Annotated in this window: 11 protein-coding genes; 7 read left to right on the top strand and 4 right to left on the bottom strand. The window is 68.2% G+C overall.

The annotated features are described in order from the left end of the window. Positions 1–1,680 (top strand): ribonuclease J, encoded by a 1,680-nt coding sequence (locus tag KCTC_RS00580; RefSeq protein WP_125565777.1) that lies wholly within the window; start codon positions 1–3, stop codon positions 1,678–1,680. A 140-nt stretch (positions 1,681–1,820) separates the two neighbouring features. On the opposite strand, the gene KCTC_RS00585 is transcribed toward KCTC_RS00580, so the two are convergent. Continuing rightward, complete coding sequence (locus tag KCTC_RS00585; protein WP_164512419.1) at positions 1,821–2,474, bottom strand: lysoplasmalogenase; 654 nt, start codon at positions 2,472–2,474, stop codon at positions 1,821–1,823. A 95-nt stretch (positions 2,475–2,569) separates the two neighbouring features. On the opposite strand from KCTC_RS00585, the gene KCTC_RS00590 reads away from it, so the two are divergent. Then, complete coding sequence (locus KCTC_RS00590) at positions 2,570–5,221, top strand: FtsK/SpoIIIE family DNA translocase (protein ID WP_125565781.1); 2,652 nt, start codon at positions 2,570–2,572, stop codon at positions 5,219–5,221. Beyond that, positions 5,221–6,795 (top strand): helix-turn-helix domain-containing protein, encoded by a 1,575-nt coding sequence (locus KCTC_RS00595; RefSeq protein ID WP_125565783.1) that lies wholly within the window; start codon positions 5,221–5,223, stop codon positions 6,793–6,795. Before KCTC_RS00590 ends, KCTC_RS00595 begins: the two co-directional genes overlap by 1 nt. Positions 6,796–6,799: 4 nt before the next feature. Here KCTC_RS00595 and KCTC_RS00600 read toward each other — a convergent pair whose 3' ends face one another. Further along, positions 6,800–7,324, bottom strand: a complete 525-nt coding sequence (locus KCTC_RS00600) for a nitroreductase family deazaflavin-dependent oxidoreductase (RefSeq protein WP_231998771.1) — start codon at positions 7,322–7,324, stop codon at positions 6,800–6,802. A gap of 84 nt (positions 7,325–7,408) precedes the next feature. Here KCTC_RS00600 and rimO point away from each other — a divergent pair, with 84 nt between their 5' ends. From rimO to KCTC_RS00620, 4 genes are read left to right on the top strand one after another with little or no spacing between them, the layout of a single operon-like run. After that, the gene (gene rimO / locus KCTC_RS00605) at positions 7,409–8,791 is read left to right on the top strand and encodes a 30S ribosomal protein S12 methylthiotransferase RimO (protein ID WP_197715273.1); all 1,383 of its coding nucleotides are present in this window, start codon (positions 7,409–7,411) and stop codon (positions 8,789–8,791) included. Positions 8,792–8,793: 2 nt separating this feature from the next. Beyond that, entirely contained in the window at positions 8,794–9,381 is a 588-nt protein-coding gene (pgsA, locus tag KCTC_RS00610) for a CDP-diacylglycerol--glycerol-3-phosphate 3-phosphatidyltransferase (RefSeq protein WP_231998772.1), read from the top strand. Further along, a complete protein-coding gene (locus KCTC_RS00615; RefSeq protein ID WP_125565789.1) occupies positions 9,378–9,866 on the top strand; it encodes a CinA family protein in 489 nt (162 codons plus the stop codon). Before pgsA ends, KCTC_RS00615 begins: the two co-directional genes overlap by 4 nt. A 51-nt stretch (positions 9,867–9,917) precedes the next feature. Beyond that, on the top strand, positions 9,918–10,214 hold the full coding sequence (locus tag KCTC_RS00620; protein ID WP_125565791.1) for a helix-turn-helix domain-containing protein: 297 nt from the start codon (positions 9,918–9,920) through the stop codon (positions 10,212–10,214). Between the two features lie 5 nt (positions 10,215–10,219). Here KCTC_RS00620 and KCTC_RS00625 read toward each other — a convergent pair whose 3' ends face one another. Together KCTC_RS00625 and KCTC_RS00630 are read right to left on the bottom strand one after the other, a co-directional pair. Beyond that, a complete protein-coding gene (locus KCTC_RS00625; RefSeq protein ID WP_125565793.1) occupies positions 10,220–14,593 on the bottom strand; it encodes an Lhr family ATP-dependent helicase in 4,374 nt (1,457 codons plus the stop codon). Between the two features lie 21 nt (positions 14,594–14,614). Further along, positions 14,615–15,004 carry a hypothetical protein gene (locus KCTC_RS00630; RefSeq protein WP_125565795.1) on the bottom strand — a complete coding sequence of 130 codons (390 nt, stop codon included), beginning with the start codon at positions 15,002–15,004 and terminating at the stop codon, positions 14,615–14,617. Positions 15,005–15,011 lie beyond the last annotated feature (7 nt).

Genomic DNA, 15,011 nt, shown 5'->3' on the forward strand with positions numbered 1-15,011 from the left:
ATGCATCTGACGAACCTGCTGCCGCCGCCCGACCTCGAGTCGGGCACCCTGCGTGTGATCCCGCTGGGAGGGCTCGGAGAAGTCGGCCGCAACATGACCGTGTTCGAGTACGAGGGCCGGGTCCTGGTCGTCGACTGCGGCGTGCTCTTCCCCGAGGAGCAGCAGCCGGGCGTCGACCTGATCCTTCCTGACTTCGGTCCGATCCGGGACAAGCTCGACGCCATCGAGGCGGTCGTGCTGACGCACGGCCACGAGGACCACATCGGCGCCCTGCCGTACCTGCTCCGCGAACGCAACGACATCCCGATCGTCGGGTCCCGCCTGACCCTGGCACTGGTCGACCCGAAGCTGCGCGAGCACCGGCTGCGTGAACCCGTCCACCACGTGGTGCGCGAGGGCGACCGGATGTCCTTCGGACCGTTCGATCTTGAGTTCGTCGCGGTTAACCACTCCATCCCGGACGCGCTCGCCGTCGCGATTCGTACGCCTGCTGGCATGGCCCTGGTCACCGGTGACTTCAAGATGGACCAGCTGCCGCTCGACGGCCGGATCACCGACCTGCGTGCGTTTGCCCGTCTCGGCGAGGAGGGAGTCGACCTCTTCCTCACGGACTCGACCAACGCCGAGGTCCCGGGATTCACCACTTCCGAACGCAACATCACGCCCGCGATCGAGCAGGTCTTCCGTACCTCCGAGCAGCGGATCATCGTCGCCTGCTTCGCCTCCCACATGCACCGCGTCCAGCAGATCCTCGACGCAGCAGCCAAACACGGCCGCAAGGTCGGGTACGTCGGACGATCGATGGTCCGCAACATGGCCATCGCAGCTGATCTCGGCTACCTGACCGTCCCGGACGGTGTCGTACGCGATGCCAAGGAAATCGCGGAGCTGCCGCCGTCGAAGCAGGTGCTGCTCTCCACCGGCTCGCAGGGCGAGCCGATGTCGGCGCTGTCCCGGATCGCCAACGGCACCCACAACTTCGTGCACCTCGCCCCCGGCGACACCGTGCTGCTCGCGTCCTCGTTGATCCCCGGCAACGAGAACTCGGTCTCCCGGGTCATCAACGGCCTGACCCGCCTCGGCGCGAACGTGGTCCACAAGGGCAACGCACTCGTGCACGTCTCCGGCCACGCATCCGCAGGCGAACTTCTCTACACGTACAACATCGTGCGGCCCAAGAACGTGATGCCGGTGCACGGCGAGGTCCGTCACCTCGTCGCCAACGCCGACCTCGCGCGCGCCGTCGGGATCGAGAATGTCGTGCTCGCCGAGGACGGTTACGTCGTTGACCTGCGCGACGGTGTGGCGTCCATCGTCGGCAAGGTCGATGTCGGGCTCGTCTTCGTCGACGGCAACACCGTCGGCGACGTCACCGAGATCGAACTCAAGGACCGCCTCATCCTCGCGGAGGAGGGGTTCATCTCCGTGATCGTCGTCGTCGACTCCGTCTCCGGAAAGGTCTCCGCCGGCCCCGAGATCCACGCGCGCGGCCACGTCTGGGAGGACTCGGACTTCGACCCCATCCGGCAACCGATCATCGACGCCGTCAACGCGGTCATCGCCGAAGGCGCGACCGACACCTACGCGATGCAACAGGCCGTACGCCGCACGATCGGACGGTGGGTCGGGACGAAGATGCGGCGACGCCCCATGATCATCCCTGTCGTCATAGAAGCCTGACGGCGCGTTCGCTGCGTTGCTCTTCGGTCGCGAGCCCTCAAGGCTCGCTTCCCTCCGGCGCCTTGCGACCGCGCGCGTCAACTTCTATGACGCTCGATTGGGTTACGCCAGGTGGCGTTCGATGGCGACAGCGTCTCCGTTCAGAGGGCGTGCACGACTCCTGCGATCAGCAGCGCCTGGCCTGCGTAGTACGTGACCATGACCGCGAGCAGCGGGCCGCCGGTGGGCTGGCGGAATCGGCGCCAGGTGAGTTGACGTCCCAGGTGAGTGTCACTCAGGGCGAAGATCGTGGCGCCTGCGGCGATGAGTGCGCTCCCCGTGAGCCATCCGGTGACGAGCATCGCGCCGATCATCAGCGAGTACGCCCCCAGCGGTACGGCCAGGCCGAGCCCGTCGACCTTGAGCGCAGTCGGGAGCAGGTTCCGCGTCGCCCACAGCAGCAGGAGCAGGATGCCGACCGACACCCCTGACCAGCCGGGGGAGGGGAGTCCGAGGCTCACGAAGGCCGCGACGTAGGCGGCGTGGCCGATGAAGAACGCGATCACGCCCAGGCGGAATCGGCCCAGGGGGGCATCGCCGAGCAGCCCGATGTCGCCGAGGGCGCCGAACACGACTGCCGCCAGCAGCCACACGCCGGCCTGGTGATGCAGAACGCCCGCCGAGACGGCGGCGAGACCCATCAGCGGGACGGTCAACGGCTTCGCCCACCGTTCGATGTCGCCGCGCTCGCGTATGACCGCATAGAAGTCGGTCAGAGCGAGAACACCGGCGAGAACCGAGAAGAGGACGACCACGTCGCCACTATTCCAACTCCGGGCCCGACAACCTCCGGGCGACACGCACCGGTGTGGTGCGTGGGACTGGAGTGAAAATCGCATAGTTTTGTGACATGGCGACCCGTACGTCTTCCCCGACGGGTACGCGGAGCACGAGCAAGTCATCCAGCTCGGGCACGCGGACTCGTAGTACGACCAGTAAGGCCACTCCCAAGTCGGCCCAGCGCAAGCCTGCCCAGCGTCGCCCCGCGACGCGCGGCAAGAAGCCAGTGCCCGGCCGGAATCCGATGGCCGTGGTGGCGGCGGCCGTGATGACCGCCCTCAAGGCCATCTGGATGTCCTTCGCCCGACTGACCGGCGGCATCGTCCGCAGTTTCGGGCACCAGCACGAACTCGACCCGGAGATGCGCCGCGACGGCATCGGCCTCCTCCTGCTTGCCTGTGCGGTACTCAGTGCCTCGGCCGTCTGGTTCGAGATCGGCGGCCCGGTCTTCCACATCGTCCAGATCACCCTCACGGGCGTCGTCGGCAAGGTTGCCTGGGTTGCTCCTCTGGCCTTCGGTGCCGCCGCCCTGCGTACGATCCGGCACCCGCTGCCGCACGGTCCGACCGGCCGCGCCCTCGTGGGCTGGTCCGCCATCGCGATGGGCACGCTCGGTGTCGTCCACCTCGCCAACGGCAACCCCCACCCGGTCGCCGGCGACGCGTCGAACCTCCGCAGCGCGGGCGGTGCCGTGGGATATGTCGTGTCCAGCCTCCTGCTGGATCTGATGCGCAGCGCGTACCTGGTCGTGCCGACGCTCGTGCTCCTGGCCTTCATCGGTCTGCTGATCGTGACGGCCACACCGCTCTACGAGATCCCTGCCCGCGTCCAGGAGGCGATCGACAAGATCACCGGACGTGTCGTCCACGAGGGCGAGTACGACGAGTTCGCACCGCGTGAACGCCGCAGTCGGCGTCGCGGCCTGTACGCCGACGACGACAGCCTCATCGACAGCTTGATCGGCAAGGAGGCGTACGAGACTCCACTGCTGCAGGACCCGTTCGCGCTGCCGGAGGACGACGACGCGTACGACCCCGAGCACTGGGAGAAGTCGTCGATCGATCTGGATGACGCCGACGCGTACGAGCCGGAGCCGCTCGAACTCGAGGACATCAAGACGCAGATCATCCACCAGGGCGACGCGACGAACCCGCGGATGGCCGTGGTCCCGGCCGATGCGCCGATCACCAAGGCCGCGCTCGCTCCGCCGCACAGCCCGGTGCCGGCGCGCGCCGAGCAGCTCAAGCTGGGCGGCGACATCACCTACACGCTGCCGGACGTGAAGCTCCTCAAGGAGGGCTCGCCCCACAAGGCCCGCTCCAAGGCCAGCGACGACGTCGTGGGCCGCCTGCGCAACACCTTGGCCGAGTTCGGCATCGACGCGCGCGTCACCGGCTACACCCGCGGCCCGACCGTCACCCGGTACGAGATTGAACTCGGCGTCGGCGTGAAGGTCGAGAAGATCCTCAACGTCCAGAAGAACATCGCGTACGCGGTGGCCAGCGAGAACGTTCGGATCCTCTCGCCGATCCCGGGCAAGTCCGCCGTCGGCATCGAGATCCCGAACACGGACAAGGAGATCGTCTCGCTCGGTGACGTACTCCGCTCGGCCGTGGCCACTGGGGACCACAACCCGATGGTCGCCGGCCTCGGCAAGGACGTCGAGGGTGGCTTCGTCGTCGCCAACATGGCGAAGATGCCGCACCTGCTCGTCGCCGGCGCCACCGGCTCGGGCAAGTCGTCCTTCATCAACTCGCTGATCACCTCGATCCTCACCCGGTCCACGCCTGATGAGGTCCGGATGATCATGGTCGACCCGAAGCGCGTCGAACTGACGGCGTACGAGGGTGTCCCGCACCTGATCACGCCGATCATCACGAACCCGAAGAAGGCCGCCGAGGCGCTCGCTTGGGTCTGCCGCGAGATGGACCTGCGGTACGACGACCTCGCCAACTTCGGTTTCAAGCACATCGATGACTTCAACAAAGCCGTACGCACCGGCAAGGTGCAGGTGCCGCTCGGCTCGGAGCGGGTGCTGCAGCCGTACCCGTACCTGCTCGTGATCGTCGATGAGCTCGCCGACCTGATGATGGTCGCGCCGCGTGACGTCGAGGACTCCGTCGTACGCATCACCCAGCTCGCCCGCGCCGCCGGTATCCACCTCGTGCTGGCCACGCAGCGGCCGTCGGTCGACGTCGTCACCGGTCTGATCAAGGCCAACGTGCCGTCGCGACTGGCTTTCACCACGTCGAGCCTGGCCGACAGCCGCGTCATCCTGGACCAGCCGGGCGCCGAGAAGCTGGTCGGTCAGGGTGACGGGCTCTTCCTGCCGATGGGCTCCTCGAAGCCGATCCGTATCCAGGGTGCGTGGATCAGCGAGGCCGAGATCAAGGCCATCGTCAAGGCGTGCAAGGCGCAGGCCGAGCCGGACTACCGCGAGGACGTCACCGTTCCGGCGGCGGCGAAGCGTGACCTGGACGACGAGATCGGCGATGACCTCGACCTGGTGATCCAGGCCGTGGAGTTGGTCGTCTCGACGCAGTTCGGTTCGACCTCGATGCTGCAGCGCAAGCTGCGCGTCGGGTTCGCGAAGGCGGGCCGGCTGATGGACATCATGGAGAGCAGGGGCGTGGTCGGTCCGTCCGAGGGCTCGAAGGCTCGTGACGTCCTGGTCAAGCCCGATGAGATCGACAGTGTGCTGGCAACCCTGGGAGCGATGTGATGACTGACCACGCGATGATCGAAATCCGCCGCAACACCCGCCTCGCGACCGTCATCGCCACCGGCGCTGGCGCGGTCGCTCTGGCCTTCCTGATCAGGGGCGGCGCTGTCAGCGCCGCCGTCGGAGCAGCGTTCCTCGCCCTCGCACTGGCTGCCGGGTGGACCCTGATCGACGGCCGGACGCCTTTGATGGTCGTCGACGAGCAGGGCGTACGCATGCGCCTCGGTCGTGACTGGCGTGGCATGCCCTGGGCCCGCATCGACGAGATCGAGCACATGCCGCGTCCCGCGGGTGCCGCGGGCATGTGGCGTGACGGTCGGCTGGCGATCCTCCCGACGGACGAGTCTTCGGAAGTGATGGCTCTCAGCGACTCCGGTGCACGTCAGGCTGCCTGGACCCAACGGCTCTTCGGCGTACCGTTCGCGGTGCCGCTCGGCATGACCACCACCGTCGTCGGCAACGGCAAGCCGCTGACGATCGCCCTGGCCGAACTGGCCGGCACCACGACCCGGGTCGTCGAGATCGACCCGAGCGCGGAGGACGTCGAGGACCATCACGTCCCGATGGTGGAGGACACCGGCGCCTTCACTGCCGTCGGACCTTCGTGGAGCGTCGAACCGACGACCGACCGGGTCGGACCGATCAGTTTTGAGTCACCGCTGGTGGCCGCGCGGTCCCACGAGGCCGGCTCGCCGTCTCCGGAGCCGCCAGTGGCGCTCACCGCTGTGCCGGCGATGCGGGACACCGCTCGTCCGATGCGCGTCGAAGCGACCTTCGAGCCGATCGTGTCCGGTGCCAACGCGCTGGCTGTCGACTTCGAGCCCCACACCGTGATCGAGATCGTTGAGCTGGATGTCGAGCCCGAACCGGCGATCGTGCCGGTCATCGGCCCCCGGATCGCCGCTGCCCGCAGCCATGTCGGCCTCTCGGTCGAGGACCTCGCGGAGCGTACGCGGATCCGCGCACATGTCATTGAGGCGATCGAGGTCGATGACTTCGCCGCCTGCGGAGGCGACTTCTACGCGCGGGGCCACCTGCGTACGCTCGCCCGCACCCTCGGTCTCGACGCCGACGCGCTGCTGGAGACCTACGGCGAGTTGTACGGCTCGGCTCCGATCGATCCGCGCGAGGTCTTCGCGGCCGAGTTCGGCCACGACACCCCGACGAAACCGCTGGCCGGCGGACCGCAGTGGTCGGTCCTGATCGCCTCAGCCATGGGTGTGGTGTTGCTCTGGTCCGTGGTGCGCCTGTTCACCGCCGGCGCAGCTCCCGAGGCCGTGCCGGGCATCTCGCTCGAGGGCAACGTCACCAGCCCGTACGCGAAGATCGCCCCACCCGTGCCGGTGGTCATCAACGCAGTCGGGTCGGGTGCGCACGTCGTGATCACGGATGCCTCGGGCAACATCGTGTTCAGCGGTGATCTCGCGTTCGGTGGGACCAAGACCATTCAGGCTGTGCCGCCGCTCAAGGTGCAGAGCTCGGACGGGTCGGTGACGGTCGGTCTCAGCGGTGGCCAGCCGACGCCGGTCGGCACCAGCGGAGCTCCCGCATTGCGTACCTACAGCGGCAACTGAGCTGTCATTCCACCGGTTGCAGCCGGAACACCGGGATCGTGCGGTCGGTGCGTGCTGCGTACTTGGCGTAGTTCGGCCACAGGGCGACCATCACGGTCCAGGCTTCGTCCCGCTCGGCACCGGCCAGTTCCTTGGCAGTGATCGCGGTCGGTCGTCCGCCGAGCAGCATCGTCGGATCGGCTGCCGCCCGGAGATTGTTGACCCATACCGGCAGGGTCGGCCCGCCGAAGTTGGATCCGGCGACGAAGACGCTGTCGCCGTGCGGGACGCAGAGCAGCGGAGTCGTACGCGGGACTCCGCTCTTGCGGCCGGGCACGGTCAGCAGGACGCCTGGCAGGCAGGCCACGCGCAGGATGGACCAGCGCCCGGAGGTCCTGCGCTGGATGAACTTGTCGATCGCCGTGATCTGCGGGAGCAGGCGCGGCAGCCAGGCAAGCGAACCGATCCGGATGGCAATGCCTCGCAGGAGGCGACCGATCCAGTCCTGTCGTGGTGTCGTGGGGAGCGATGGGCGTAGGTCGTCGATCACGACCTGACTCTAGTCGCGTACGCGGCAAGGAGTCGTCGCAGCGGCACGTCCCACGGGATACTGCTGTGGATGAGTACGAAGCCGCTGTCCGTCGCGCTGGTCACCCTCGGGTGCACCCGGAACGAAGTCGACTCCGAGGAACTTGCCGGACGCCTGCAGGCGGGCGGGTTCACGCTGGTCGCCGACCCGCAGGACGCGGACACCGTCCTCGTCAACACCTGCGGGTTCGTGGAGCAGGCGAAGAAGGATTCCGTCGACACGTTGCTGGAGGCTGCTGACCTCAAGGAGCATGGCAAGGCGAAGGCGGTCGTCGCGATCGGCTGCATGGCCGAGCGGTACGGCAAGGAACTCGCTGAGTCGCTGCCGGAGGCCGACGCCGTCCTCGGCTTCGACGACTACCCGGACATCGCCGCGAAGTTGCAGGCCATCGTCGCCGGTGGGCACCACGAGGCGCACACGCCGACCGACCGTCGCTTGCTGCTCCCGATCTCGCCGGCGGAACGGTCAGCGGGATCCATTTCCGTCCCCGGTGTGTCCGCGGATCTGGCCGCCGGTTTCGAACGCTCCCGTCTGTCGGACGCGCCGTGGGCGCCGCTCAAGCTGGCTTCGGGCTGCGACCGCCGGTGCACCTTCTGCGCCATCCCCACCTTCCGTGGTTCCTTCGTCTCACGTCGGCCCTCAGATGTCCTCGCCGAAGCCCGCTGGCTCGGGGAGCAGGGCGTGAAGGAGTTGTTCCTCGTCTCGGAGAACTCGACCTCGTACGGCAAGGACCTCGGCGACATCGGCTTGCTGGAGACGTTGCTGCCTGAGTTGGCTGCCGTCGACGGCATCGAGCGCGTACGCGTGTCCTACCTGCAGCCGGCCGAGACCCGGCCGGGTCTGATCAAGGCCATCGGCGCGACGCCAGGTGTGGTGCCGTACTTCGACCTGTCCTTCCAGCACGCCTCCAACCCGGTGCTGCGCCGGATGAAGCGGTTCGGTGACCCGGAGAGCTTCCTCACCCTCCTCGAGCAGGTGCGTGCGTACGCGCCCGAGGCGGGGGTGCGTTCCAACGTGATCGTCGGCTTCCCCGGTGAGACCGACGAGGACCTGCAGACGCTGACCCAGTTCCTCACCGACGCGCGGCTGGACGTGGTCGGCGTGTTCGGCTACAGCGACGAGGACGGCACCGAGGCCATGGGCTTCGACGGCAAGATCGACGCGGACGAGGTCGAGGAACGCGCCGCGTACGTCCGCGACCTGGTCGAGGAACTGACTGCCCAGCGGGCAGAGGAGCGGATCGGGCAGACCGTACGCGTCCTCGTCGAGGAGACCGGCGAGGAGGTCATCGGCCGTGCAGCGCACCAGGGGCCCGATGTGGACGGAGTGACCAGCCTTGTCGGGGACGTTGACCACATCCGGGTGGGTGACCTCCTGGACGCGGTCGTGAACGCGAGCGCCGGGGTCGACCTGATCGCTAAGGTCTGAGCGTGCGCCAGAACCTGAACGTCCCCAACGTCCTGACCACGCTCAGGATCGTGTTGGTGCCGTTCTTCGGGTACGCGCTGCTGCACGACCACGGCAACGACGGCTGGTGGCGATTCTGGGCATGGGCGATCTTCGCGGTCGCGATGTTCACCGACCGCATCGACGGTGAGATCGCGCGCAAGCACAACCTGATCACCAACTTCGGGAAGATTGCCGACCCGATCGCGGACAAGGCGATCACCGGCATGGCGTTCATCGGGCTCTCGATCACCGGCGACATCTGGTGGTCGGTGACGATCGTCGTCCTCGTCCGCGAGTGGGCGGTGACGATCCTGCGCCTGAGCATCCTCAAGAAGGTGGTGCTGCCCGCTGACCGACTCGGGAAGCTCAAGACGCTCCTGCAGGTCTTCGCGCTCGGTCTTTTGGTGCTGCCGTTCCAGTTCGCGGCTCCGGGTCATTTCTGGCACACGCCGGGTCACGTGCTGCACCTCGTCTGGGAGGTCCTGCTGGGGGCTGCCGTGGCCATGACGCTCTGGTCCGGCGCCGCGATCTTCCGCAGCGCCTGGCAGCAGCGCCACCTGTTGCGATGAGTTCCGTTGCGACTGAGGTCGTACGCCTCGCTGGTGAGCGCGGGATCTCGCTCGCGACCGCTGAGTCCCTGACCGGTGGCTTGGTGGCCGCCGCATTGACCGACGTCCCCGGGGCATCGACAGTGGTGCGCGGCGGCATCGTCGCGTACGCCTCTGACGTGAAGGTGTCGCTACTCGGCGTACCGGAGGATCTGGTTGCCACGTCCGGCGTCGTGTCTGCCGAGTGCGCCCGCGCGATGGCCATCGGCGTACGCGGCGTACTGGCCGCGACCTGGGGTGTCGCCACCACGGGCGTCGCCGGACCCGGTTCGCAGGAGGGCAAGCCGGTCGGCACGGTGTACGTGGCCGTCGCAGGTCCTGATGATGTCGATGTCGAGGAGTTGGCCCTTGCCGGGTCGCGCGACGACATCCGCTCCGCCACGGTGGAAGCGACGCTGCAACTCATACTTCGCGTCCTGCGTCGGGAAGAACCAGCCGTCAGGTAGCGTTGAGCGAACTAACCGGCGCACGCTGGGGCAGACCAACGAGGAGGAAGCATGGTGGTGTTCCGGCGCCTCCTCGGTGACGTCCTGCGTGCCCGCCGCCTCGAGCAGGGCCTCACGCTTCGTGAGTTGTCCAGCGAGGCTCGCGTGTCGCTCGGCTACATCTCGGAGATCGAGCGCGGCCACAAGGAAGCCTCATCCGAACTGCTTGCCTCACTCTGCACTGCTCTCGACATGCAGTTGTCGGAGGTCCTCTCGGCGACCTCGGCTGCGGCGGCGATCGAAGAGGCTGCCACGGCTCCGACCCCGTTGGTGCGCAAGCCTGCGGCTGCTGTCGCCTCCGCTGCCTGACCGGTTCAGGATCTCAGTCGCAATCCTCGCGGTGTCACCACGAACCCTGCCGCCTCCAGGGCGGCTCTGATCGGGGTCTCGCCGCCTCCGAGGACGGCTGAGCCATCTGCCTTCTGGATCGTGAGTCTCCCCAGTGCACCGGCTCGTGCCGCTGCGGCGAGCGACCCCGCGGCGGCACCCAGATCATCGACCGCGAAGGTGAGCAGGGTCTTGCCCCCGCGCTCCACGTACAGGGCCAACTCGCCGTCGACGAGGACGACCACAGCGCCGGCTTTGCGTCCGGGCCGATGCCCATCGGCGGTCGCGGGCCAGGGGAGTGCGGCACCGTAGGGGTTCGCGGGGTCGGTCGCGGCGAGCGTGACGGCTGCCGAGGAATGCTGATCGGTGTACGTACGGAGTCGGTCAACGGCGCCGGGTGTTCCGAACTGAGCCGCGCCGAGTCCTTCGACGAAATATCCGCGCCGGCAGCGTCCAACGTCCTCGTACGCCGACAGGACCTTGTAGACACCGGAGAAGCCACCCGGAAGGTCGGCCGCGATCCCGCGCGTGACGATCCCGTAGCCACCCAGGAGTCGTTCGGCGGTGGCTTGCGCCCGCAGGGTGACGTCGACCGACGCGGCCGGAAGCAAGGACCAGCGTCCCGATGTCTGAGGGGGCCCGGTACGGACGACAGCGCGGGCCCGGCTCCCCACGCGCGGCCGGGCAGCGGTCTTGTGTGCTCCGCGGCCGCTGATCAGCGCCCGGATCGGCGCCAGTGTGTCGTTGCTGATGTGACCGGTCCAGACGAGTTCCCACAGGGCGTCGGCGATCGAGGCATCGGGGATCTGCGCGCCCTGCTCCTCGCGTACGGCACCCGCCAACTGGTGGAAGAACCAGGCTCCGCCGCCGGCCAGGGCCTTGAGGATCGACCAACCGATCGCCCCGTCGTCCGTCGGGTGGGGGATCGGAAGGCTGAGGCCGGCGCTGTCGGCCAGATGCAGCGAGATCCAGCCGTCGTTGCCGGGAAGGCTGCCATGACCGGCCCACAGCACCTCGCCGCTGGCGGTGAGCTCATCCAGGAACGCCGGTTGATAGTCGCTCACGCGGGCGGGGAGGACCAGACCCTCGACCGCGCTCGCCGGGAGCACCAGGCCGGCGATCTGGTCCAGCGCCGTGAGGACTCCGTCGATCCCGCGCAGACGTCGACCGGTGACGTTCTGCCACGCGGGGAGGAACCGTCCGAGCACCGCCGGCTCGACCGGCTCGATCTCACGGCGGAGCTTCGCGAGCGAGCGTCGACGGATCTGTCGCAGGACCTCTGCGTCGCACCACTCGATCCCGCTACCCGCAGGTCGGAACTCACCCTCGAGGATGCGTGGGCGCAGCCGTTCCAGGCTGTGGCGCACCACGGCGGCGCCCAGCCCGAACCGTGACGCGACGTCCTCGATGGTGAACGGCCCGTGCGTCCGCGCGTATCGGGAAACCAGATCGCCCAGCGGATCGGCGACGGGCTCGGCGAAGGCACTTGGTACGCCGGGCGGGACATTGACGCCCAGGGCGTCGCGGAGCCGGCCGATGTCCTCGATGGCCGCCCAGCGCTCCTCGCCGGCGATGCGTACGGGCACCACCCGGCCCGTGAGCGTTTTGAGGGCGGACGCCGGATCGCAGATGGCGCGAAGCCCGACCTCGGGCACCGAGAGCGGACCGAGTACGCGCAGAAGGTCGGCCACCCCCTCCTCATCGCGGGCGCGCCGATCCGGTGCCGTGCGCTGCAACTCCGATTCGAGTTCGTCCAGGACGTCGGGGTCGAGCAGCTCGCGCAGTTCGGCCCGGCCGAGCAGTTCGGCCAGCAGGCCCTGGTCGAGGCTGAGCGCGGCAGCCCTGCGCTCGGCGAGTGGGCTGTCCCCGTCGTACAGGAATTCGGCGACGTAGGAGAACAGCAGGCTCCTCGCGTACGGCGACGGCTGGTCGGTCTCCACCTCGGTCACTCGAATTTCGCGCGTGCGGATCCGATCGAGCACGCCGACGAGCGCGGGCAGGTCGTAGACGTCCAGCAGACATTCGCGCACGGCCTCGAGAACGATCGGGAAGCTGGGGTACTGCGATGCCACCTGCAGCAGAGCAGAGGACCGTTGCCGCTGCTGCCACAGCGGACTGCGACGCCCCGGGTCGCGGCGGGGGAGCAGCAGCGCCCTGGCGGCGCACTCGCGGAACCGGGCAGCGAACAGTGCGGAGCCACCGACCTCGGTGGTCACCAGGGCCTCGATCTCGTCAGGCTCGAACAGGACCAGGTCGGCTCCCGGCGGCTCCTGATCGGTGTCGGGGATCCGGATCACGATCCCGTCGTCGGTGGCCTGCGCAGGTGCGTCCACCGCGTATCTGTCTCGCAGTCGGGCGGTGATCGCCAGCGCCCACGGTGCATGCACGGCACGGCCGTAGGGCGAGTGCAGAACCAGACGCCAATCGCCCAGTTCGTCGCGGAACCGCTCGAGCACCAGCGTGTGGTCGCTCGGCAACTGTCCGGTCGCCGCCTGTTGCTCATGGAGGTAGGTGACCAGGTTCTCCCGGGCGTACGCATCCAGCCCCGCTGACTCCGCCCGCGCGAGCGCCTTGGGCCGCGACAACGCGGCGACCTCGCGAGCGAATCGACCGATCGCTTCGCCGAACTCGGCGGGGCGTCCCATCGTGTCGCCCTTCCAGAAGGGCAGTCGTCCCGGTTGGCCCGGGGCAGGGGAGACGAGGACGCGGTCGTGGGTGATGTCCTCAATACGCCAACTGGTGGTGCCGAGGGTGAAAACGTCGCCGACCCGGGATTCGTACACCATCTCCTCGTCGAGTTCACCGACTCGGCGACCGACCCCGTCGCCGGCGAGGAACACACCGAACAGCCCGCGATCAGGGATCGTGCCGCCGCTGGTGACTGCCAGCCGCTGAGCCCCGGGCCTGCCAGTGAGGGTCTGCGAGACGCGATCCCAGACGATGCGTGGCCGGAGCTCGGCGAACTCCTCCGACGGGTAGAGGCCCGCGAGGAGGTCGAGCGTCGCTTCGTACGCGGACCGGGGGAGTTGGTGGAACGGCGCTGCCCGTCTGACCAGGGCGAACAGTTCGTCCACGTCCCATGGCTCCAGCGCGACGGTGGCGACGATCTGCTGGGCCAACACGTCCAGCGGATTCGCCGGGATGGTGAGCGCCTCAATGGCACCCGATCGCATCCGTTCGACCGCGACCGCGGTCGGCACCAGATCTCCACGGTGCTTCGGAAACAGCACGCCCTTGGACACCTCGCCCACCTGGTGACCCGCGCGCCCCACACGCTGGAGGGCGCTGGCGATGCTGGGTGGCGACTCGATCTGGATGACCTGGTCGACGGCGCCCATGTCGATGCCGAGTTCCAGGCTGCTGGTCGCGATCACCGCGGGCAGTCGTCCGGCCTTGAGGTCGTCCTCGATGGCTGCACGCTGCTCCTTGGCGACCGAGCCGTGGTGCGCTTTCGCCACGACCGAGTCGCTCATGTCGTTGAGTCGGGACGTCAGACGCTCGGCGAGCCGGCGTGAGTTGGCGAAAACGATGGTGGAGGTGTGCGAGGCAATCAGTTCGGCCACACGCTCTTCGACATGGGGCCAGATGGAGTTGGTAGTGCCGTCCTCCTCGGTACGCGACAGGTCGGTCATGTCCTCGACCGGCACCTCGATGCGCAGGTCCCATTCCTTGTGGCTCGGAGGAGCCACGACGCTGACCGGAGCGGCGCCTCCGAGGAACGTGGCCACGTCCTCAATCGGCCGCACCGTGGCCGACAGTCCGATCCGCTGAGCAGGTGCCGGGAGCAGGGCGTCCAGCCGCTCGAGCGACAGCGCGAGATGAGTCCCGCGCTTCGAGCCTGCGACCGCGTGCACCTCGTCGAGGATCACCGTCTCGATCCCGCGCAGCGACTCGCGAGCACGTGAGGTGAGCATCAGGAACAGCGACTCGGGTGTCGTGATCAGGATGTCCGGAGGGCTGGTCTGCAGCCTCCTGCGGTCCGCCGCCGTCGTGTCCCCACTGCGTACGCCGACTCGAATCGGGGGCACAGTCGATCCGAGGCGCGCCGCGGCGTGCTCGATCCCGACCAGGGGAGCTCGGAGGTTGCGCTCCACATCGACGCCGAGTGCCTTCAACGGGCTGATGTAGAGCACGCGCGTGCGCACGGACTTCTCCGGAGGCGCGGTCGTCAGCAGACGATCCAGCGACCACAGGAACGCACTGAGGGTCTTGCCTGAACCGGTCGGTGCCACGACGAGCGCGTGCTGCCCCGCGGAGATCGCGTCCCAGGCCGCCAACTGGACAGGCGTCGGGGCGACGAACGACGCATCGAACCAGGCCCGGGTCGCGGGGCTGAAGCGGTGCAGGGACATGGAGATCATCCAAGCACCGCGCACCGACAGTTACCGTTCCGTGCCCCGCAGTCGGTCGAAGCACGGGACGCAGACGTTGCCGTCGACGGTGGCGGCATAGCGACCTGCGGGCTTCGGGTACTGCTCGCCGCATCGTGCGCACCATGCCAACGGGACATCGTGCGGGAGGACGACCGCGTTGCCCTGCGCAAGGGCTGCAGTGGCCGGGTCGTTGCCGTACGCCGCGCGCACCAGCCATCCGGGCGACTCGTCGCGAAGCCGTACGCACACCTTGCAGGTCACCGGATCGACCGTCGGCAGGAAACGCCCTGCGTTCGTGAAGTTCTTGCGTCGGCACGCGCGTCGGGTGATGGCAGTCCCGTCGCGGTCCCACAGGCCCAGATGAACAGTGGTGCCCTTCTTCCCAACGCGGATGTTCATCGACATA

It is taken from the genome of Nocardioides baekrokdamisoli, assembly GCF_003945325.1.
Taxonomy (GTDB): domain Bacteria; phylum Actinomycetota; class Actinomycetes; order Propionibacteriales; family Nocardioidaceae; genus Nocardioides; species Nocardioides baekrokdamisoli.

What these genes read in the sequence shown, in the direction of transcription:
- KCTC_RS00620 (WP_125565791.1), top strand. Translation starts at nt 9,918, where the DNA reads ATGGTGGTGTTCCGGCGCCTCCTCGGTGACGTCCTGCGTGCCCGCCGC.
- KCTC_RS00625 (WP_125565793.1), bottom strand. Translation starts at nt 14,593, where the DNA reads ATGATCTCCATGTCCCTGCACCGCTTCAGCCCCGCGACCCGGGCCTGG.
- KCTC_RS00615 (WP_125565789.1), top strand. Translation starts at nt 9,378, where the DNA reads ATGAGTTCCGTTGCGACTGAGGTCGTACGCCTCGCTGGTGAGCGCGGG.
- KCTC_RS00630 (WP_125565795.1), bottom strand. Translation starts at nt 15,004, where the DNA reads ATGAACATCCGCGTTGGGAAGAAGGGCACCACTGTTCATCTGGGCCTG.
- KCTC_RS00580 (WP_125565777.1), top strand. Translation starts at nt 1, where the DNA reads ATGCATCTGACGAACCTGCTGCCGCCGCCCGACCTCGAGTCGGGCACC.
- KCTC_RS00590 (WP_125565781.1), top strand. Translation starts at nt 2,570, where the DNA reads ATGGCGACCCGTACGTCTTCCCCGACGGGTACGCGGAGCACGAGCAAG.
- KCTC_RS00595 (WP_125565783.1), top strand. Translation starts at nt 5,221, where the DNA reads ATGACTGACCACGCGATGATCGAAATCCGCCGCAACACCCGCCTCGCG.